The sequence below is a fragment of the Bradyrhizobium sp. 190 genome (genome assembly GCF_023073415.1).
Classification (GTDB): domain Bacteria; phylum Pseudomonadota; class Alphaproteobacteria; order Rhizobiales; family Xanthobacteraceae; genus Bradyrhizobium.
This window is the reverse complement of sequence record NZ_JADPJL010000048.1, coordinates 83,259-102,476: the sequence shown is the minus strand read 5'-3', so window position 1 is coordinate 102,476 and position 19,218 is coordinate 83,259. Positions and strand designations below refer to the sequence as shown.

Annotated in this window: 19 protein-coding genes; 9 read left to right on the top strand and 10 right to left on the bottom strand. The window is 62.8% G+C overall.

The window, feature by feature from the left end; translation table 11 throughout:
* Positions 1-450 precede the first annotated feature (450 nt).
* The 3 genes from IVB22_RS26605 to IVB22_RS26595 are packed head-to-tail and all read right to left on the bottom strand — an operon-like array spanning position 451 to position 2,607.
* Positions 451-849: a gamma-glutamylcyclotransferase gene (locus IVB22_RS26605; RefSeq protein WP_247520212.1), complete on the bottom strand. Its 399-nt coding sequence runs from the start codon at positions 847-849 to the stop codon at positions 451-453.
* Between the two features lie 31 nt (positions 850-880).
* Positions 881-1,693: a transglutaminase family protein gene (locus IVB22_RS26600; protein ID WP_247520211.1), complete on the bottom strand. Its 813-nt coding sequence runs from the start codon at positions 1,691-1,693 to the stop codon at positions 881-883.
* 2 nt (positions 1,694-1,695) lie between these two features.
* Positions 1,696-2,607 (bottom strand): transglutaminase family protein, encoded by a 912-nt coding sequence (locus IVB22_RS26595; RefSeq protein WP_247520210.1) that lies wholly within the window; start codon positions 2,605-2,607, stop codon positions 1,696-1,698.
* Between the two features lie 102 nt (positions 2,608-2,709).
* On the opposite strand from IVB22_RS26595, the gene IVB22_RS26590 reads away from it, so the two are divergent.
* Positions 2,710-3,507 carry an N-formylglutamate amidohydrolase gene (locus IVB22_RS26590; RefSeq protein ID WP_247520209.1) on the top strand — a complete coding sequence of 266 codons (798 nt, stop codon included), beginning with the start codon at positions 2,710-2,712 and terminating at the stop codon, positions 3,505-3,507.
* Between the two features lie 186 nt (positions 3,508-3,693).
* Here IVB22_RS26590 and IVB22_RS26585 read toward each other — a convergent pair whose 3' ends face one another.
* From IVB22_RS26585 to IVB22_RS26575, 3 genes are all read right to left on the bottom strand, one after another.
* Positions 3,694-4,311, bottom strand: a complete 618-nt coding sequence (locus IVB22_RS26585) for a LysE family translocator (RefSeq protein ID WP_247520208.1) — start codon at positions 4,309-4,311, stop codon at positions 3,694-3,696.
* A gap of 151 nt (positions 4,312-4,462) precedes the next feature.
* On the bottom strand, positions 4,463-5,005 hold the full coding sequence (locus IVB22_RS26580; RefSeq protein WP_247520207.1) for a hypothetical protein: 543 nt from the start codon (positions 5,003-5,005) through the stop codon (positions 4,463-4,465).
* Positions 5,006-5,016: 11 nt separating this feature from the next.
* Positions 5,017-6,462, bottom strand: coding sequence for an LVIVD repeat-containing protein (locus IVB22_RS26575; RefSeq protein ID WP_247520206.1), 1,446 nt, complete (start codon positions 6,460-6,462; stop codon positions 5,017-5,019).
* 118 nt (positions 6,463-6,580) lie between these two features.
* On the opposite strand from IVB22_RS26575, the gene IVB22_RS26570 reads away from it, so the two are divergent.
* The 5 genes from IVB22_RS26570 to IVB22_RS26550 all read left to right on the top strand — a co-directional run bounded on the left by IVB22_RS26570 (position 6,581) and on the right by IVB22_RS26550 (position 10,722).
* Positions 6,581-6,895, top strand: a complete 315-nt coding sequence (locus IVB22_RS26570; protein ID WP_247520232.1) for a helix-turn-helix transcriptional regulator — start codon at positions 6,581-6,583, stop codon at positions 6,893-6,895.
* Positions 6,888-7,424: an SRPBCC family protein gene (locus tag IVB22_RS26565; protein ID WP_247520205.1), complete on the top strand. Its 537-nt coding sequence runs from the start codon at positions 6,888-6,890 to the stop codon at positions 7,422-7,424. Before IVB22_RS26570 ends, IVB22_RS26565 begins: the two co-directional genes overlap by 8 nt.
* 86 nt (positions 7,425-7,510) lie before the next feature.
* On the top strand, positions 7,511-7,708 hold the full coding sequence (locus tag IVB22_RS26560; RefSeq protein ID WP_247520204.1) for a hypothetical protein: 198 nt from the start codon (positions 7,511-7,513) through the stop codon (positions 7,706-7,708).
* Between the two features lie 8 nt (positions 7,709-7,716).
* Positions 7,717-8,289: a Fic family protein gene (locus IVB22_RS26555; RefSeq protein ID WP_247520203.1), complete on the top strand. Its 573-nt coding sequence runs from the start codon at positions 7,717-7,719 to the stop codon at positions 8,287-8,289.
* 204 nt (positions 8,290-8,493) lie between these two features.
* Complete coding sequence (locus IVB22_RS26550) at positions 8,494-10,722, top strand: ATP-binding protein (protein ID WP_247520202.1); 2,229 nt, start codon at positions 8,494-8,496, stop codon at positions 10,720-10,722.
* Positions 10,723-10,911: 189 nt separating this feature from the next.
* On the opposite strand, the gene IVB22_RS26545 is transcribed toward IVB22_RS26550, so the two are convergent.
* From IVB22_RS26545 to folE, 3 genes are all read right to left on the bottom strand, one after another.
* Positions 10,912-12,522, bottom strand: a complete 1,611-nt coding sequence (locus IVB22_RS26545) for an acyl-CoA synthetase (protein WP_247520201.1) — start codon at positions 12,520-12,522, stop codon at positions 10,912-10,914.
* A 141-nt stretch (positions 12,523-12,663) separates the two neighbouring features.
* Positions 12,664-14,190, bottom strand: a complete 1,527-nt coding sequence (locus IVB22_RS26540) for an FAD-dependent oxidoreductase (protein WP_247520200.1) — start codon at positions 14,188-14,190, stop codon at positions 12,664-12,666.
* 33 nt (positions 14,191-14,223) lie between these two features.
* Positions 14,224-14,841, bottom strand: coding sequence for a GTP cyclohydrolase I FolE (gene folE / locus IVB22_RS26535; protein ID WP_247520199.1), 618 nt, complete (start codon positions 14,839-14,841; stop codon positions 14,224-14,226).
* 331 nt (positions 14,842-15,172) lie between these two features.
* On the opposite strand from folE, the gene IVB22_RS26530 reads away from it, so the two are divergent.
* Positions 15,173-16,498, top strand: coding sequence for an adenylate/guanylate cyclase domain-containing protein (locus IVB22_RS26530; RefSeq protein WP_247520198.1), 1,326 nt, complete (start codon positions 15,173-15,175; stop codon positions 16,496-16,498).
* 40 nt (positions 16,499-16,538) lie between these two features.
* Here IVB22_RS26530 and IVB22_RS26525 read toward each other — a convergent pair whose 3' ends face one another.
* On the bottom strand, positions 16,539-16,994 hold the full coding sequence (locus IVB22_RS26525) for a GatB/YqeY domain-containing protein (RefSeq protein ID WP_247520197.1): 456 nt from the start codon (positions 16,992-16,994) through the stop codon (positions 16,539-16,541).
* A 305-nt stretch (positions 16,995-17,299) separates the two neighbouring features.
* Between IVB22_RS26525 and carA the strand changes: the two genes are divergently transcribed.
* Positions 17,300-18,490 carry a glutamine-hydrolyzing carbamoyl-phosphate synthase small subunit gene (carA, locus tag IVB22_RS26520; protein ID WP_247520196.1) on the top strand — a complete coding sequence of 397 codons (1,191 nt, stop codon included), beginning with the start codon at positions 17,300-17,302 and terminating at the stop codon, positions 18,488-18,490.
* 202 nt (positions 18,491-18,692) lie between these two features.
* Positions 18,693-19,190 carry a PaaI family thioesterase gene (locus IVB22_RS26515; protein WP_247520195.1) on the top strand — a complete coding sequence of 166 codons (498 nt, stop codon included), beginning with the start codon at positions 18,693-18,695 and terminating at the stop codon, positions 19,188-19,190.
* The last annotated feature ends 28 nt before the right edge of the window (positions 19,191-19,218 follow it).

Genomic DNA, 19,218 nt, shown 5'->3' with positions numbered 1-19,218 from the left:
TTGGGCGAGGAGGATGTCCAATGTTGCCGGCGAGAGCGCGTCAAACACCTCGCATTATCCAGACCTTTGACCTCATTACGCCTGACGGGCAAATTCACCAGTTTCCCAAACCAACGTGGTTACAGCGCGTTGGCATGTGGCTTCACTCTTTTGCCGAACCAGCGATACAGATGGCTGTTGTGCTGGGCCTTATTTACGCGGCAGGAGTGGTAGGGAGAGACTTTGGACACCTTGCGTCCGATCCCTGTCAGATTCGTTTCCTGCTGTGGGCTCGGCAGTTCGTCGCCTGAGGGCTGGCGTCAGCGCAACACTCTCGTGATGCTTCCAATCCCTCCGTCAGCGCGATGGCCGCGCCATCCATCCTTTGGAAGCAAGATGGATACGCGGGTCAAGCCCGCGCATGACGACCGAGAATGCCGAGGGAATACCGAGACGACGCTGGTAAACGCGCTAATTCTCCAGAAACTTGCCTGAGGCGATCTGCGGCAGGCCGGTGACCGGCCAGTTGTAGACATAGGTCCACGCCTCGCCGGCCGCGCCGTCCGCGTGCGTCACGGACAGCATGCGGCGGAGGTATTCGGTCGGTTCCGGAAAGCCGGCGCCGCAGGCTTCATACATGTCGAACTCGCCGAGCAGCGCATCACGGTCGCGCAGGCGATATAATTCGCCGTGCACGATGTCGGCGGGATCTTCGGAAAGCACCAGCCCCGGGTAATGCTTGATGAGGTAGAGCCGGCCGCGGCAGGTGGCTGCGCCCAGAAAATCCGCGCTGCGCGACAGAAGCAGCGCCATCGGATGGTCGAAGCCACGCATCAGCGTGCCGTAGACGAAGAGACGATCTGAAATCATGCGCGCAGTTATCCCGGCAATGCGCCCGGGATCAAGCCGGCACGACCTCGTCGCTGATGACCAAGAACTTCACCAGATCCATCCGCCCGAAGCTCGTGGTCAGCGCGACGTCGGCGGCGTCGCGGCCGGTGCCCATCAGGATGCGGCCGGCCCTGGGGACGTTGTGGCGTGCGTCGAAGGTATGCCACTGGCCGGAGAGATAGGCCTGGAACCAGCCCGAAAAGTCCATCGGCGCGGGATCGCGGGGCACGCCGATGTCGCCGAGATAGCCGGTGCAGTAGCGCGCCGGGATGTTCATGCAGCGGCAGAAGGTCAGCGCCAGATGCGCAAAGTCGCGGCAGACGCCGGCGCCCTGCTCGTAGACGTCGTGCGCCGATTTCATGTGGTGGGCGTGCTGGTAGCCGAAAGTGACGTGGTTGTGTACGAAGTCGACGATGGCCTGCACCCGCGCCCACCCGAGCGGCGAGCTTCCGAACAGCGACCATGCGACATCGGTGAGCTTGTCGGTCTCGCAATAGCGGCTCGGCATCAAATATTGCAGCAACTCGTCCGGCAATTGATCGATCGGCAATTGCTGCGCGGTCGGCACCACCGCATCAGGCAGGCCGGAATCGCGCACCAGCGCATCGCCCCGCAGCGTGACGCCGCCGGCGGGCGCCACCAGCCGTCCGCAGACATTGCCAAAGCTGTCGCGGTAGAAGCCGATCGGCACGTCAGGCCCGGCTGTGATCCGCTCGGTCCCGACGATGTCGGCAAAGCGCGACGGATGGATCGAGAGCATGATCACCATCGGCGTCGGCTGCACCGCCGCATACGAAATCTCGAAGCCGACCTTGATCTCCATGCTCAGACCTTTTCCGCCTGCGGCGCTGCGCGCGGCTCGTCGCCGACCGAAACGACCCTGATGTGGACCTCCATCCCCGCAAAGGCGTCGGGCGAACCCAGATAGGCGCCGTGCAGCGGGATCGCCTGGCGTGGATCGCGCGCCACCGCCACCCGAATGAGATCACGGGTGCCGATGATGCCGTTGGTCGGATCGAACTCGATCCAGCCGGCGCTTGGCAGATAGACCTGCACCCAGGCATGGGTCGAGCCGCCGCCGACATAGCCATGCGCACGGTCGCCGGGAATGAAGAGATAGCCGGAGACGAAACGCGCGGCGATGCCGAGCCGGCGCAGCGCCTCGATCATGAACAGCGCATAGTCGCGGCAGGTGCCGGAGCCGGTCTGCAGCGTGTCGAGCGGATGCTGGGTGCCCTGCTCGTGGCGCTTGCGATAGCGGAACGCCTCGCGGATGCCATGGGTCATGCCGCTCAGGATGTTGAAGGTCGGCGTCGGCCCGTCGGTGTCGAGAAATTGCCGCGCCCAGCCCGACAGTTCGCCATTGGGATCGCCATATTGCGGTGTGATGAATTGCTGGAGGTCGGGAAACTCCTCGTCGTCGTAGAGAAACGGATAGAAATAGGCGGGATCGTCCGCGGTCAGCGCGAACTCGTCCTCCGGATTGTGCTCCACCGTGACCGTCGAGGTGAACGACAAGGTGTCGGCGCGCTCGTCGAAGGTTGCGATCGCAACGCTGTTGCCGAACACATCGTGAATCCAGCGCAGCCGCATCGGCTCCGGCTCGATATCGAGGCTGCTGGACAGCACCCGCAGATCATGGCCGTCGCGCGGGCGCAGCATGATGCGGTGTTCGCCGAACGCGACCGGACGGCTGTAGTGATAAACGGTCTTGTGGTTGATGGTCAGGAGCGGCATCGTCAGACAATCATCGATTCTGGTACGTCTAATCTAGGCCGAATCCTGCTCAATTGTAGATCGGGGTGCCGCTTCGATAGGCACCGCTTTAAGGAAAACGCTTTGGACGCCGCCGCCAACACAACCCTACTCCTCAGCTCCGAAGATGTTCCTCCGGTCCGCGAATTCAACGCCGGCGGACGCTCGCCGTTCCTGTTGACCTGCGACCATTATGGTAGGCTGATCCCGCACATTCTCGGCGATCTCGGCCTGCCCGAGAGCGAACTGACGCGCCACATCGCCTGGGACATCGGCATTGCCGGCGTCGCGGAGGCACTCTCAAAACATCTCGACGCCCATCTGATCGTGCAGCGCTACTCGCGGCTCGTCATCGACTGCAACCGCCCGCCCCATGTCGCAAGCTCGATCCCGCGCATCAGCGAAGCCACGACGATCCCGGCCAATGAAGGCATTTCGCGCGAGGCCGCCGAGATGCGGCGCGCGCAGGTCTTCGATCCCTACCACCGGCGCATCGACGAGATCATCGACCAGCGCGGCAGCGCCGATATGCCGACGGTGCTGGTGTCGCTGCACAGTTTTACACCCGTCTATGCTGGAATCGCGCGGCCCTGGCACATCGGCACGCTCTATCACCGCGACACGCATTTGCCGCCGCTGCTACTGAAACTGCTGCGCGCCGAGGGCGATCTCGTGGTCGGCGACAACGAGCCCTATGCGGTCAGCGACGAGACCGACTATACGATTCCCGTGCATGCCGAAGCGCGCGGATTGATGAATACGGGAATCGAGATCCGCCAGGATTTGATCGGCGATCAGGCGGGTGAGCAGGCGTGGGCCGACCGGCTAGCGCGGGTTCTTGGCGAGATTGAAGTGACGTTGCGTGAGCGGCAGTTGATTTAGCTGCTATTGCTTTTGATTGTTTGTGCAGCGGCAGCAGTCCGTAGGGTGGGCAAAGCGAAGCGTGCCCACCATCATGAGCGGAATACTTGATGGTGGGCACGGCGCTAACGCGCCTTTGCCCACCCTACGAAGCTGACTGCCTCGCGCTCGTACATGGTCTGGAAAGTCGGTGATCTGATTGCGGATTTACTTCGCCCGCGTCAGCGCCAGCCAGATGCCGCCGCCGATCATGAAGCCGCCGGAGATGCGTGACACCAGCCGCGTCCGCTCCTTGGAGAAGAACAGCCGCGCGCGGCCGGCCAGCAGCGCGTAGACGGCGTCGGTCGAGGCGGCGATCACCATGAAGGTAGCGCCGAGCAGCGCCACCTGCGGGAAGTGATCCTTCTCCATGTCCATGAACTGCGGAATGAACGCACCGAAGAACACCAGCACTTTCGGATTTGAGAGCAGCACCAGAAAGCCCTGCAGGAAGAAGCCGCCGCGCGGCGGCGGTGGCGGCTCGTCGGCGCTGACGCCTTCGACCGGCTCCCAGATCAGCTTGATGCCGAGCCAGATCAGATAGGCGGCGCCGGCAAAGCGCACCCAGTCGAACCAGTAACCCATAGTCGCCATCAGCGAAGTCAGGCCGACCGCGACGATGCATATCACGATCGCAAGTCCCGCCTGCGCGCCAGCGCAATTGATCAGCGCCGCGCGGGTGCCGTGCCGCAGGCCGTTGGCGATCAGAAGCGTCACCACCGGACCCGGCAACAGCGCCAGCGCGATGCAGGCGGCGACAAAGGCGAGATAGGCTTGAAGGGACATGGGGAACTCCGGCGGAGAAACGTCATGGCCGGGCTTGTCCCGGCCATCCACGTTCTTATCGCAAAGCGCGCCCGATAAAAAGACGTGGATGCCCGGGACATCTAGCGCGAAGACGCGCTTCGCGCTTTTTCCCGGGCATGACCGAGATGTTTCACCGCCCTTCCATCGCAACCATCACCCAGCGCGTCATTTCGCGGGTCGCCAGAAAATCCAGCGCAGCGCGCTGCACCTCGGGCGCGTCACCCTTGCCGTGCGCGACCGCGACGAGGAGATCGCAGCGGCGCGAGACCGCCACTCCGACGGCGATGTGCCGCAAGCCGTCGGACATTTTGAGATCATAGGTCCTGATCCGCCCGGGCATATCGGCGATCCGGACGACATCGCCTGGCGCGAGCGGTGCAAAATGCTGGCTCATCAGGTCGAGATCGGCGACGCGATCGACCTCATCGTCGTCGGCGACGCCACGGTCGCAATTGCAGAAGCCCACCTTTGCCCGCACATAGACCTCGACGTCGGCGCCGCATGCGGCAACGCCGCAGCGAAAAGCCTTGCCCGCGGGCCAACCGTCGCGGGGAAACGGCCAGGCGATTTCCTGCCAGTCGCCCGCGCTCGGCACGGCATGCTCGTAGGCCGCGGCGCCCGACAGCGCACCGAGCACCACAATGGCTGACGCAATGACCGGCCAGCGACGCATCGCCGGCGTCCTCAACGAAGGCCGGCGACAGCGCGCGCCGGGCCGGTCAGTTCCAGAATGTGCAGGCCAGTATTGGCGCGGTCGACGATGTAGATGTAACCGCGCTCGTCGGTTTCGACATTGTTGGTCTGGATCGCGACCTTGCAGCGATCCTTGCCGTCGATCTTGACGCAACGCTTGTCGGTCGCCGCCGTGATCGCCGGAATGAAATAGCCGACCTCGGTGGGATGATAGGGATCGCGAATGTCGAGCGCGCGCACGCCCGCATTGAAGAAGGATATGAACGCCATCTTCTTGTAGAAGACCGGCGCCATGCTCTCGTTGGAGGAATGCGCGCCGAACCGCCCTCCCCGTTCGCAGAACGACCCGCTCGCCTCCGGCACCGTATAGCTCGAAATCATCATCGGCCGGTTCTCGACCGTGATATCGGCAAACCACACCATTTGTCGCGGCTCGTTGCATTCGTTCAAAATCGCCTCATCGACGATCATCACGATGTCGCGGGTCTTGCCGTCCTTGTCGCGCGCGAATTCCGCGATCGGCATCCCCAACATTGGAAACGTCGTGTGGGCGCCGTTGAATGCCGACATCGCCAATCGTGCAATTTCCGGCGAACGCAGATTGTCCGCGGTCGGCTCCCTGGGGCCATTGAGCAGTTTCTCGCGATCGACGATCTGCAAAACCCCGCCCTTGTTGGTGCCGTAGCCGAAATAGACCCGGTTGCCGGAAGGCCCTGTCGAGATCGGCCCGTGCAGTTCGGTCGGCACCGCACCGGTCGAGCCGGGCTCCTGGCCGGGAAGGCCGAAATCGCGGATCTTCTGCGGATGCGCGGGATCGGAGAGATCATAGACTTGCGTCATGCGGCGCGTGCGCCAGTCCGGCGCGCCCGATACCAGGAAGGCAATGCCGGTGTCGCACTCCCACCAGCTCTTATGCGTGTCCTTTAATCCCGCAATCCGCGTCACCAACACGGGATTGGCGGGGTCGGCGACGTTCCAGATTTCATGCGCCTCGCCGCCGAAGGTCCGCAGCATGTAGACCGCGTTGCGGTCGCCCTTCGCCAGCGCCTTGCCGTCACAGATCCGCACCATCTGCGCGCCGCCGCCTTCATACTTGCCTTCCTGGCCGGGAAGGTGGCGCAGATATTTGGGCTGCGAGGGATCGGTGACATCGACGATCGACGTGCCGTTCGACTCCGCCTTGCCGGTCTGCGGATTGACCGGCGCCGGGATATCGTCGCTGCCACCGTGATGGCCGATATAGGCGATCCAGCGGTCGCCCTGACGATGGATGGTCGGCTGATAGGCGCTGCGCGCCTGCAGGTCGCTGGTTCCAACCAGCTTCATGTTGTGAGCTTCGGGCGGCGCGCCGATCACCTGCTGCTGCGCGCAAGCGATGTCTGGGTCTGCGAGAAAAAGGATCGAGAACGAGGCTGCGAGTTTAAGGCGACCGCTCATGTTCCACCCGACTGTTCAAGGCCAGTCTGCGCTGGCTGAGCGCACGATAACACAGCGGTAGGTAGTGCCTAAAACACGCCCTTGACATGCAACCTTTTAGTTGCCTATTATCCCGCCCATGGATGAAGTCTTCAAGGCGCTTGCCGATGCGTCGCGGCGCTCGCTGCTGGACAGGCTTCACGCCAAGAACGGCCAGACGCTGAACGAACTCTGCGACGGCCTCGCCATGACGCGGCAGGCAGTCACAAAACACCTTGGGATTCTCGAAGCAGCCAACCTCGTCACCACGCTCAGGCACGGCCGCGAGAAGCTGCACTACATCAATCCGGTTCCGATCCATCAGATCGGCGAACGCTGGATCAGGAAATTCGAGCGCGGGAAACTTGCAGCTCTCAGCGAGTTGAAACGGCAGTTGGAGAAGCGTGATGAGTAAGCCGGAGAAATCGAATCTCGACCCCAGGAATTTCAAGCCCGCGATCGTCTACACGATCTACATCGCTTCCACGCCCGAAAAAGTGTGGGAGGCGCTAACCACGGCCGAGTTCAGCCGAAAGTATTTTTCCGGTCATGCGGTCGAGGTCGACCAGAGGATCGGCGGCGCTTTCATTATGCGAACGCCGGACGGCGCCTTGCATATTTCGGGTGAGGTGATCGAATGCGAACCGCCAAGGAAGCTCACCGTTACCTTCAACGTGAACTGGCCGGCGCTGGTTGAAAAGCTCGGCCCGACGCTCGTGACCTACGAGATCGAGCCGGCGGGCGACGCGGTGAAGCTGACGATGCTGCAGTCGCATGACCGCGACATCAGCGACGACATCCTGTCCGGTGGCCGCGCCGGTTGGCCCGCGATCCTCTCCAGTCTGAAGAGCCTGCTGGAGACGGGCCAAGCGCTGGCGATCGAGATGCAGCCGCCGGAACGGATGCTGGCCGCGCTGAAGGAAATGGGCATCGGGACGCCTTAGGCCGTCTCGCTCCCCGTCCTTCGGCAATTCAGAATACCGCAATCTCCCGCGTGCCTTCGCGGGCGATTCATGCTAGACTTGCTGTCATGGCGAAGAAGAACATTGCAAAAAGCGCGAAGACGGGCCGATTCGTGCTCGGCAGCGATCGTTTCGCGAAAATAAGTGAGGTCGAAGGTATCAGGCTCACGGCCGCCATGAAGAAGCGCGCCAGCGACGCACAAAGCAAGGGCCTCACAGCCGAAGAATATCGTCGCACGATTATCCGCAGCCACCGAAAGGGCTGATCGACCGCATGTATGATGCGATCGAGGATCCCTACACCTACAAGAATTCGACTGTGCTGGTGAACAAGCTCGACCTGCAGAGCCAGGCCGAGCTTGAGGCGTTCGAGGCCGAAATTTCGAGCGCGCGCGCGGAAGAGCCGCTACCGGACGGATTGCTGGATTTTGTTCACTACAGGGCTATCCATCATCATCTGTTTCAAGACGTGTATCACTGGGCGGGACAGGTTCGTACCGTCAGGATCGCGAAGGGCGGCAATCCGTTTTGCTTTCCCGAGAATATCGAGGGACAGGCGAACAAGCTGTTCGGCGATTTGCAATCGGCAGACCATCATCGAAATCTCGACGCGCAAACGTTCGCGGACAAGGCTGCGCATTTCCTGGCAGAGCTAAATGCCATCCATGCCTTCCGCGAAGGAAACGGCCGGTCGCAGCTCACCTTCTTCGCCCTGCTGGCCGACCATGCGGGCCACCCGCTCAAAATCGAGAAACTGAATCCTGACGAAATGCTGGCGGCCATGATCGCCAGCTTCGATGGCGACGAACGCCGGCTGGCCGATGTAATCCGTGGCCTGATTGAATGATTGTGCAGCGGGGGCGGGTCGTCCCTCCGTCCGCAGGGACGACGACGGGCCCGCGACTCCCCTGCCGCTTTTGGCGAGTGGACTTAGTCCTGCCTTGGGGATATTCCAGCACGAGTATTTCGAACACGACTGCCTCGCACGCAGATACCGAACGCTATTCGATCGCAACGAAATTCGTTGAATTGAGCGCGGAACGACGCACCGATGAGCCTGCGCACCCGGCTATTGATACTGGTTATCGCCGCGATGCTGGTGCCGGCCATCCTGGTGGGACTGCGCTTCGTCCAGAATCGCACGAGCGAGATCGACGCCGCGCTGGCCAACCTGTCGGCGACCGCCAACGATATCTTAAGCGATCTCGACGAGAAAATTCAGGGCACGGCCCAGCTTCACTATGGTCTCGCCCGCGCCCGCGATCTCGACACGCGCGACAAGGCGGCCTGTTCGGCTTTCCTGTCCGCCGTGCGCGAAGAGTACCCGCAGTTTACGGGCATACTGACCATCAATTCGGACGGCAGCCTGTTCTGCGACTCGCTGCGAACCAACCGGACCCTCGATCTCAGGGATCGCGCATACTTCAAGCAGGCCCTGGTTACGCACAGCGCCATCACGCTGGAGCCCGTGTTCGGCCGTCTGACGGGGACATCGGTGCTGCAGATCGCCTATCCGGTGCGCGCGGAATCAGGGGAGCTGAAATTCATCCTGCTCGCCTCGTTCAATCTCCAGAAATTCGCCGAGTATCACGTCAAGCGGCTTTCGAACGAAACCGAGATTCTGCTGGTTGACAAGAAGGGCACCATTCTTGTTGCGCCCCAGGGTAAAGCCTGGACCGAACCGGCCGGTGCATCGATCGCGAACTCGGAGCTGTTCCGCTTTGCGGCCTCTCAGAACCGCGAGCCATTCCGCGAACTGACGGATCGAGACGGGCGAAACCATGTCTGGGCCGTCACCCGCTCGCCTTCGGTCCGCGATGCCGGACTCTACATCATGGTCGGACGATCCAAGGATGGTCTGGTCGCCGCCGCCAACCGCCGGCTCTACGAGGATCTGGCGATGCTCGCGGTGGCCTCGCTGCTGCTGTTCGCAGGCGTGTGGATTTTGGCGACCGTGAGCGTCGGCCGCCAGGTCGGACGCCTGGCTGCGATGGCGACGAAACTGGGCCTCGGCGATCTCAGCGCGCGGATTGCGCCGCCCCATCCCCGCGGCGAACTCGGCGGGCTGATGACGCTGCTCAACGGCACCGCCGAGTCGCTCGAGCGCCAGCGCGCCGCCATCGATGAGCTCAACCAGAAACTCACCCAATCCCAGAAAATGGAGGCGATGGGTCAGCTCACCGGCGGCGTCGCGCATGATTTCAACAATCTGCTGACCGTCATCCTCGGCAATGCGGAGCACCTTGCCGAGAAGCTGGCGACACACAAGGAACTGCACGGCATCGCCGAGAGCATCGCTACCGCCGCCGAGCGCGGATCGGATCTCACGCGCAGCCTTCTCGCGTTCGCGCGCAAGCAGCCATTGATGCCGAGAGACATCGACATCGGCCAGAAGATCGTCGGCATGGAGCAATTGCTGCGCCGGACGCTGGGCGAACATATCGAGTGCAAATTCCAGCTTGATCAAAACCTGTGGCCGGCCAGTGTCGATCCCGGCCAACTGGCCTCTGCCCTGCTCAATCTGGTGCTCAACGCGCGCGACGCCATGCCCCAAGGCGGCAAGCTGACGGTCGAGGTGCAAAATACGTCGCTCGGTGAATCCGATGCGGACGTCAATGGCGAAGCCCGGCCCGGCGATTATGTCATGGTCGCCGTGACCGACACCGGCGCCGGAATGACGGCTGAGGTCGCCAGCCGCGCCTTCGAGCCGTTCTTCACCACCAAGGAGGTGGGCAAAGGCACCGGCCTCGGCCTGAGCATGGTCTACGGCTTCGCCCAGCAATCCGGCGGATCGATGCAGATCCGCTCCGAGCCGGGACAAGGCACCGTCGTCAAGCTGTTCTTCCCTCGCGTCGGAACGCTCCAGGCGAGCGCCGCGCCATCAGCCGGTCAGCAAGCCACAACCACCGGCAGCGAAACCATTCTCGTCGTCGAGGACGACGACATGGTGCGTGCGTATGTCGAAGGCGAACTGAAGGCGCTCGGCTATCGCGTCATCGTGACGTCAAGCGGACCCGCGGCACTCGCCATATTGCGCGGCCCCGAGAATATCCACCTTCTGTTCACGGATGTCGTGATGCCCGGCGGCGTGTTCGGAACCGAACTCGCGAAAGAGGCCGCCCGCCTGCGGCCACACTTAAAGATCCTCCTGACGTCAGGCCATACCGAGCATCCCGTCGACGCGGTCGACGGCGGCGGCCGCGAGGTGCGGATCCTCAATAAGCCCTATCGCCGGCACGATCTGGCGTCGATGCTGCGTTCGGTGTTGAAGGCGAACTGATAATCGAGCGTGATGGGGTGATACACTCTCTCACGGGTCGTCCCTGCGAACGCAGGGACCCATACCCCGCGGCCATAGTTATTGGAAAGAAAGCAATAGCTACCGGCGCGCAAACCAATTGCCGCCGGTGGTTATGGGTCCCTGCGTTCGCAGGGACGACGGTGAGAGTTGGGATTGCGGTGAGAAGCCCTACCCAAGCGCCCGCAACTCCCGTCGCAACACCTTCCCAGTCGCGGTCATCGGCAGCGTGTCGGCGAACTGCACGAAGCGCGGGTATTCGTGGGCGGCGAGTTGCACTTTCACGAACTCCTGAATCTCGCGCGCCAGTTCATCGCTCGCCGCAAAGCCCGGGCGCAGCACGATCCACGCCTTGATGGACTCGGTGCGGATCGGATCGGGAATGCCGACCACCGCCGACATCGCTACCGCCGGATGCTTCATCAGCGTGTGCTCGATCTCCGAGGGACCGACGCGATAGCCGGCCGTCGTGATGACGTCGTCCTCGCGGCTGACGTACCAGAAATAGCCGTCCTCATCCTGCACGCCGAGATCGCCGGTCAGGAGGAACTCGCCGGCGTATTTTTTCGCGGTCGCTTCCGGGTTCTTCCAATATTCGATCAAGGTGCACGGACAGGGCTGCCGCACGCCGATGATGCCGCGCTCACCGTTCGGCAATTCCTCGCCCCTGTCGTTGACGATGCGGACGTCGAAGCCCGGCGTCGCCTTGCCCATCGCGCCGGGCCGGATCGGAAACAGGTTCGAATTGCTGCCGATCACGAGGTTGCATTCGGTCTGGCCGAACACTTCGTGCGCATCGATGCCAAAGGTTTCGCGCACCCACCCCAACAGCTCGCCGCCGAGCGATTCACCGCCGGTAAAGATGCTGCGCAGTTTCACGCCAGGATTTTTCACGCCGGCCTGCCGCATCAGCTTCAGCGCGGTCGGCGGCAGGAACGTGTTGCGGATGGAAAGTTCGGCCATCATCGCCATCGCCGCCTGCGGTTCGAATTTGCGCGCGCGGTGGCCGACCAGGGGAATGCCGTGATACCAGAACGCGAACAGGGCATTGATCAGCCCGCCGATCCAGGCCCAGTCGGCGGGCGTCCACATCAGGTCGCCGGGGCGCGGCAGGAAGTTGTGGCACATCTCGACATTCGGCAGATGGCCGAGCACCACGCGGTGCGCGTGCAGCGCGCCCTTTGGATTTCCTGTGGTGCCCGAGGTGTAGATAATCAGGGCGGGATCGTCGGCCGAAGTATCGACGGTCGCAAAATCCGGCGATGCCGCCTTGAGGGAAGACCAGAACGGTTTTGTTCCGGCGGGCTCGCGATCGCCAATCACGTAGACGTTCGATAGCGCCGGAAGACGATCGCGGATTTTCTTGAGCTTCTCCCAGCCGCTCTCGTCGGTGACAACAGCCTTGGCCTCGGAATTCGACAGGCGGAATTCCAGCGCATCCTCGCCGAACAGCGCGAACAGCGGGATCGAGATCATACCGGAGCGGAACGCCGCGAGATGGGCGATCGGCAATTCCAGGGATTGCGACAGGAACACCGCGACGCGGTCGCCGCGTGAGAGGCCGTCGGCTTTCAACACGTTGGCGAAACGGCGCGAATGTTCTGCGACCTCGTCGAACGAGGTGCGCGTGGTCGCACCGTCCTCGTCGACATAGATCAGCGCCAGCCGCCTGGTGCCATCCGCGTGACGGTCGCAGCACGCAGTCGCCATGTTGAAGCGCGCAGGGATATCCCAGCGGAAATTGCGGTAGAGCTCGTCGTAGGTCGAGGCTTCGGTGAGCATGTGGCGGCTCGTCCCTAACGTTCGTCATGGCCGGGCTTGTCCCGGCCATCCACGTTCTTGTTGGCCTGCCGCGAGTTTAAAGACATGGATGCCCGGGACAAGCCCGGGCATGACGTGGAGAGGCGTTTTTGTCGCCCTGACTTAACGAGACTGCGCGTTCTCCATCGCAACCTCGGCTTCGAGGCTTGCGATGTCGCGATAGATCGAGGCGACGGCGAGCACGCGGCCGTTGCTCTTGTACTGGAGCAGGCAATCCTTGCCGGCGATATCGCCGTCCACGGTTATTTCGTCCCATTTCTCGGCATGGCCGACATAATTGATCGGCACATCGTAGTGCTGGCTCCAGAAGAACGGCACGGCATCGAACGGCTCGTGCTGCCCGAGCATGTTTCGCGCGGCGGTCTGGCCCTGACGCTCGGCCACCACCCAATGTTCGACGCGAATGTTTTCACGGGAATGCGGATCGGGCCAGCGCGCAATATCACCGGCGGCATAGATGCCGGGGACGCTGGTTTCGAGATAGGCATCGACAGTGACGCCGCGATCGATCGCGAGCCCCGCTTTCTCGGCCAATTCGAGGCGGGGGCGCACGCCGACGCCGACCACCACGATATCGGCCTCGATCGCGGTGCCGCTCTTCAGCATCGCGCGTTTGCCGTCGATCGCGGTTACGGTGTCGCCGAGGTGAAAGATGACGCCGTGCTCTTCATGCAGGGCGCGGACGAAGTCGCCCATCTCGGCCCCCAGCACGCGCTCCATCGGCCGCGGCTCCAGCCCGACGACGTGGGCCTCGATATTTCTGGAGCGCAACGACGCCGCGGCTTCGAGCCCGATAAAGCTCGCGCCGATCACCACCGCCCGCCGCGCGCCATCGGCCAACCCAATGATCGCGCGGGAATCGGCCAGCGAGCGCAGCACGTGCACATGGGGCTGGTCCGCGCCCGGGATCGGCAGACGCACCGGCTCGGCGCCGGTCGCCAGCAGCAAGCGGTCGTAGCGGATGGTCTCGCCGCCTGATGTGACGACATGGCGTGCGCTGGTATCGATCGACGTCACCTCGGCGTTGAGCCGCAGATCGATTTTCGCCTCGGTGTAGAAATCATCCGGCCGCAGCGGCAGCCAGTCCTCCGGCGCGCTACCGGCGAGATAGTCTTTTGAAAGGTTCGGCCGGTCTACCGGCGCAGCCGCTTCGCTGCTCAGCATCACGATGCTGCCGCGATAATCCTGCCGCCGCAGCATCTCGGCTGCGGCAAAGCCCGCCGCGCCTCCACCGACGATCACGATTTGGCCGGGCGCGTCGGTCGCGCCCTTCACCTGCGGCTTGGGCTGGTCACGTTTTTCGCGAACGAAGATGCGACCTTCTTGCTGCTCAACCTTCCAGACCGCAACCGGGCTGAGGGCCGGCGCGCGGGTGGCTTCGCCGGTGCGCAGGTCGAAACAGGCATGATGCCAGGGACAACGGATGCCCTCGCCGGTCACGAGACCCTCGGCGAGCGGTCCGTGATAATGGCTGCAATGGGCGCCGATCGCGAAGATCTCCGATCCTGAACGCACCAGCACCACTTCATCGTCGCCGACATGGCCCAGCAAGATCTCGCCGGCGAATTCGGACAGGAGTATGCCGTTTGACAAATCGGGACCGGCGGGAGGCGCTTGCTGATCGGCCATATCTTCCTCCGCTGTGTCTTCCTCCGCTCTCGTCTATGTCGCCATTCCCAAAAATTCCTGACGGGTCAGCGCGTTGTCGCGAAAGCAGCCGAGCATGCGGCTGGTCACGAGGTCGGTGTCCGGCTTGTGCACGCCGCGCGTCGTCATGCAGTGATGCGACGCCTTGATAATGACGCCTACGCCCTGCGGTTCCAGGACGTCATTGATGGTGTTGGCAATCTGCGCGGTCATCTTTTCCTGAATCTGCAGACGCTTGGCATAGACGTCGACGACGCGCGCCAGCTTGCTGATGCCGACCACGCGGCCGTTGGGAATGTAGGCCACCCAGGCCTGACCGATGATCGGCGCCATGTGATGCTCGCAATGGCTCTCGAAACGGATGCCGCGCAGCACGATCATCTCGTCGTACCCCTCGATCTCCTCGAAGGTCTTTTTCAGGATATCGACCGAATCCTGGGCATAGCCCGCGAAGAATTCCTCGAACGCGCGCGTTACCCGCGCCGGCGTCTCGCGCAGGCCGTCCCTATCAGGATCTTCGCCTGTCCACCGGATGATGGTGCGCACAGCCGCCTCGACCTCGGCTCTATCGGGCCTTTGGATCTTGGACAGCGACGCTCTTGCGCGATCCAGTGCATGTACGTTCGGACTCATTGAGATGCCTTTCCACGACGTTGCCAACGGAGCTCGAACCCGTTGGATGTTGCGCCGTGCGAAAGGTTCCCGAGAAAAAGCTATCCCGTCAGCGCCGCTTTCACCATGCCGCTGGCCCTGCCGAAATCATCTGGCCTGCGAATTTCGCGCACAGCACGATGTTTGGCAGCAATAGGCCCCTCTGATGTCGTCTGTTCATCAGGGCAGACCGCGAGTACCGGCCGATGGTCAAGTGACCGGAACCGACCTTGCATCGCATCGACGAGGGTTCAGTCCATGATTGATCCAGATCGTTCATCGGAGCAATAATGACCGGATATCGGAGGCTCCGATGGCCGATTTCGCTCTGCCGGAGACGCGGTACGCGCTCAGCGGCGACATAAACATCGCCTATCAGATGACGGGGCTTGGTCCGCTCGACATCGTCATCGTGCCGGGCGCGATTTCCCATGTCGAATTCCACCACGAACTGCCCGGATTAACGGCGTTTTTGCACCATCTATCAAGATTTGCGCGCGTTGTGACCTTCGACAAGAGAGGGCAAGGCCTGTCGGATCGCGTGTCCGGCGTGCCGTCGCTGGAAGAACGCATGGACGATGTTCGCGCCATCATGGATGCGGTCGGCTCGCAGCGGGCTGTCCTGCTTGGGTTCTCCGAGGGCTGTCCCATGAGCGTGTTATTCGCGGCGACGTATCCTGAACGCGTATCACATCTCGTTCTCGTCGGCGGCTTTGTCCGCGCGGGGCGTTCCGTATCCGACGAGGCGTTCGAAGCCTTCGTTGCGGCGACAGTAAAAGCATGGGGCACTGGCCTATCGATGAAGCGCGTGATCGGGACCCACGACGGAAACGAGCGCGAGATTGCGCTATTGGGCAAGTTGGAACGTCTGTCGTGCAGTCCCGGCGCTTTCAAAACACTCATGTTGATGAACCGTCGGATCGACGTAACGTCGGTCCTGCCCAGCGTGCGGGTTCCCGCACTGGTCCTACACAGTCGCGCCGACGCAGTCGTCCCGATCGCTGAAGGTCGAAAGCTCGCTGCCGCTATCCCCGGCGCAAAATACATCGAATACGGCAATCTTCCCCATGGCGCGTGCTTTGCTGGAGCGTGCGAGGGGCTGATCGGCGACATTGAGGAATTCATCACTGGACATCGCGACGCCTCTTTTCCCGAAACGGATCGAGTCCTGGCGACCGTCCTCTTCACCGACATCGTCGACTCGACGCGTATGGCGGTGGAAGTCGGAGACCAGCGCTGGCACGAACTGCTCGATCGTCACGATCGTCTGGCGAAACAGACGGTCGAGAAGCATCGCGGAACTTTCGTGAAAAGCACAGGCGACGGCATTCTCGCAACCTTTGACGGACCGGGGCGCGCGGTGCGTTGTGCGCTCGCCTTCGGCGCAGCTGCGCAGCAAATGGGTCTCCCTCTGCGCGCCGGCCTGCACACCGGCGAAATCGAGGTGCGAGGCCAGGATGTCGGCGGGATCGCGGTGCACGCCGCCGCACGCGTGATGGCGCAATGCGGCGCGAACGAGGTTTTGGTGTCGCGCGTTGTAACCGATCTTGTCGCCGGTGCTGGTCTCAAGTTTACGGAACGCGGAACGTTCGATCTCAAAGGCATTCCCGGCCATTGGGAATTGTTCGCTGCGCAATAGGAGCCCGCGAGAAGATCTGAGGGCTCGTGCTGCAAAAGACTCAGCCGGTCAGCGCCGCCTTCACCATGCCGCTGGCCTTGCCGAAATCCATCTGGCCGGCAAACTTTGCGCGCAGCACGCCGATCACCTTGCCCATGTCCTTCATGCCGGCGGCGCCGGTCTCGGCGATCGCGGCCGTGATTGCGGCCTTCATCTCGTCGTCCGACATCTGCTTGGGCAGGTAGGCCGAGATGATCGCGATCTCCTCGCGCTCCTGCGCGGCGAGTTCGGCGCGGCCGCCCTTGTCGTAGAGCTCGACCGATTCCTGGCGCTGTTTTATCATTTTCTGAAACACGCCAAGCAGGTCGGCGTCTGACAGCGGCGGCTTGCCCTCCCCGCGTGCGGCGATGTCGGCGTTCTTGATGGTCGAATTGACCATGCGCAGCGTGGAGAGCTTTCGCTCGTCCTTGGCCTTCATCGCGTCCTTGACCGCGTTGTTGATGTCGTCGCGCAGCATGGTTGCCTCACTAAAAATGGTGGCGCCGGAAGGCCTTGGTCCATCGGAAGATTCCGCGTCTATATAGGGACTGCGCGCGCCATGCCACTGGCAGGCATCACGGGGGTGATCTGCAGGTGGGCGGGCGAGGTCGGAAATGGGGGCATCCCCCTCGGGATTGATTAAGCCGAGCCGCCCGATTCGGGCCGATTTGGCCAAAAAACGCTGACGCGGCGGAACCGGCTGGCAAATATGCGGCAAACGCATGTGAATCCACGTCTTCCGGCTTTGACGGGCAGGGGCGCTTGCGACTATGAAGTGCGCTCATGACAACATCTGAAAACGTTTCAGCCTGGCCGGACCACAAACCGACCGCGCTCCTCGTGCTTGCCGACGGTACCGTGCTGGAGGGTTTTGGCCTCGGCGCGGAAGGCCACGCCGTCGGCGAGGTCTGCTTCAACACCGCGATGACCGGCTATGAGGAGATCCTCACCGATCCATCCTATGCCGGGCAGCTCATCACCTTCACCTTCCCGCATATCGGCAATGTCGGCACTAACGACGAAGATATCGAGACGGTGAACATGGCCGCCACGCCCGGCGCGCGCGGCGTGATCCTGCGCACGGCCATTACCGATCCCTCGAACTACCGCGCCACGAAACATCTCGACCAGTGGCTGCGCGCCCGCGGCATCATCGGCCTCTCCGGCATCGACACCCGCGCGCTGACGGCGCTGATCCGCACCAAGGGCATGCCTAACGCGGTCATCGCGCACGCCAAAAATGGCGAGTTCGACCTGCACGGGATGAAGGAAGAAGCCCGCGAATGGCCGGGCCTCGAAGGCATGGACCTGGTGCCGATGGTGACATCAGGCCAGCGCTTCACCTGGGACGAGACGCCATGGGCCTGGGAAAAGGGTTTTGGCCGGCAGAGCGAGCCGGAGTTCAACGTGGTCGCGATCGACTACGGCATCAAGCGCAACATTCTGCGGCTGCTCGCCGGTGAAGGCTGCAAGGTCACGGTGGTGCCGGCGACGACCTCGGCCGAAGACATTCTGGCGATGAAGCCGGACGGCGTGTTCCTCTCGAACGGCCCGGGCGACCCGGCCGCGACAGGCAAATACGCGGTACCGGTGATCCAGCAGGTGATTGCGTCGGGCACGCCGACCTTCGGCATCTGCCTCGGCCACCAGATGCTGGGCCTGGCGGTCGGCGCCAAGACCATGAAGATGCACCAGGGCCATCACGGCGCCAATCACCCGGTCAAGGATGAGACCACTGGCAAGGTGGAGATCACCTCCATGAACCACGGCTTTGCCGTGGATCAGGCGACGCTGCCCGAGGGCGCGACGCAGACGCACATCTCGCTGTTCGACGGCTCCAATTGCGGCATCGAGCTCAAGGGCAAACCGGTATTCTCGGTGCAGTACCACCCCGAGGCCTCGCCGGGGCCGCGCGACTCGCACTATCTGTTCAAGCGGTTCGCCGACCTGATGCGGGCGAACAAGCGGGCGTAAGGTCGCCGCGGGTGTGCCCCGGATGCTGCGCAGCGCGCCGCAACTTTGCGGCGTGATGCGCTGCTGGTCCGGGGTCCATCGTGTCCATGGGTCCCGGCTCTGCGGAGCAGCGTTGCACGCTGCACCGCGTCCGGGACACGAGAGTTGCGAGCATCGGTGCGTTTAGTGTGATGCTTATCATCATAACCCGGACCCCATTCTCATGCACGACAAGCCCGCCCCCGAGGTCGAATACGGCGTGACGCCCACCCATGTGATGGCGTCGATGTCGGGCCTCGATTTCGTCCGCGCGATCTTTGACGGCAGATTGCCGGCGCCGCCGATCATGCAGAACGTGGAGCCGTTCGATTCCACCGCCGAGACGGGCCATGTCGTGTTTCACAGCGTGCCGGGCTTCCGTCACTACAATCCGATCGGCTCGGTGCATGGCGGCTATGCCGCGATCCTGCTGGATTCCGCGATGGGGCTCGCGGTTCACACCGCGCTTCCCACCGGCACCGGCTACACCACGCTCGAATTCAAGATTTCCTTCATCAAGGGCATGACGGAGGATACCGGCCCTGTCCGCACCGAGGGCAAGACGCTCAGCGTCGGCCGCCGCGCCGCCACCGCAGAAGCGCGCATCACCGACGCAAAGGGCCGGCTGCTCGCGCATGCGACGACGACGTGTTTGGTTTTCGAAATACCGAAGGGAACGTGACGCGCTGGCGACGGTTGATCTTGTAGGG

Coding starts and splice junctions, on each gene's coding strand:
- IVB22_RS26605 (WP_247520212.1), bottom strand. CDS start 849: ATGATTTCAGATCGTCTCTTCGTCTACGGCACGCTGATGCGTGGCTTC.
- IVB22_RS26600 (WP_247520211.1), bottom strand. CDS start 1,693: ATGGAGATCAAGGTCGGCTTCGAGATTTCGTATGCGGCGGTGCAGCCG.
- IVB22_RS26595 (WP_247520210.1), bottom strand. CDS start 2,607: ATGCCGCTCCTGACCATCAACCACAAGACCGTTTATCACTACAGCCGT.
- IVB22_RS26585 (WP_247520208.1), bottom strand. CDS start 4,311: ATGTCCCTTCAAGCCTATCTCGCCTTTGTCGCCGCCTGCATCGCGCTG.
- IVB22_RS26580 (WP_247520207.1), bottom strand. CDS start 5,005: ATGCGTCGCTGGCCGGTCATTGCGTCAGCCATTGTGGTGCTCGGTGCG.
- IVB22_RS26575 (WP_247520206.1), bottom strand. CDS start 6,462: ATGAGCGGTCGCCTTAAACTCGCAGCCTCGTTCTCGATCCTTTTTCTC.
- IVB22_RS26570 (WP_247520232.1), top strand. CDS start 6,581: ATGGATGAAGTCTTCAAGGCGCTTGCCGATGCGTCGCGGCGCTCGCTG.
- IVB22_RS26565 (WP_247520205.1), top strand. CDS start 6,888: ATGAGTAAGCCGGAGAAATCGAATCTCGACCCCAGGAATTTCAAGCCC.
- IVB22_RS26560 (WP_247520204.1), top strand. CDS start 7,511: ATGGCGAAGAAGAACATTGCAAAAAGCGCGAAGACGGGCCGATTCGTG.
- IVB22_RS26555 (WP_247520203.1), top strand. CDS start 7,717: ATGTATGATGCGATCGAGGATCCCTACACCTACAAGAATTCGACTGTG.
- IVB22_RS26550 (WP_247520202.1), top strand. CDS start 8,494: ATGAGCCTGCGCACCCGGCTATTGATACTGGTTATCGCCGCGATGCTG.
- IVB22_RS26545 (WP_247520201.1), bottom strand. CDS start 12,522: ATGCTCACCGAAGCCTCGACCTACGACGAGCTCTACCGCAATTTCCGC.
- IVB22_RS26540 (WP_247520200.1), bottom strand. CDS start 14,190: ATGGCCGATCAGCAAGCGCCTCCCGCCGGTCCCGATTTGTCAAACGGC.
- folE (WP_247520199.1), bottom strand. CDS start 14,841: ATGAGTCCGAACGTACATGCACTGGATCGCGCAAGAGCGTCGCTGTCC.
- IVB22_RS26530 (WP_247520198.1), top strand. CDS start 15,173: ATGGCCGATTTCGCTCTGCCGGAGACGCGGTACGCGCTCAGCGGCGAC.
- IVB22_RS26525 (WP_247520197.1), bottom strand. CDS start 16,994: ATGCTGCGCGACGACATCAACAACGCGGTCAAGGACGCGATGAAGGCC.
- carA (WP_247520196.1), top strand. CDS start 17,300: ATGACAACATCTGAAAACGTTTCAGCCTGGCCGGACCACAAACCGACC.
- IVB22_RS26515 (WP_247520195.1), top strand. CDS start 18,693: ATGCACGACAAGCCCGCCCCCGAGGTCGAATACGGCGTGACGCCCACC.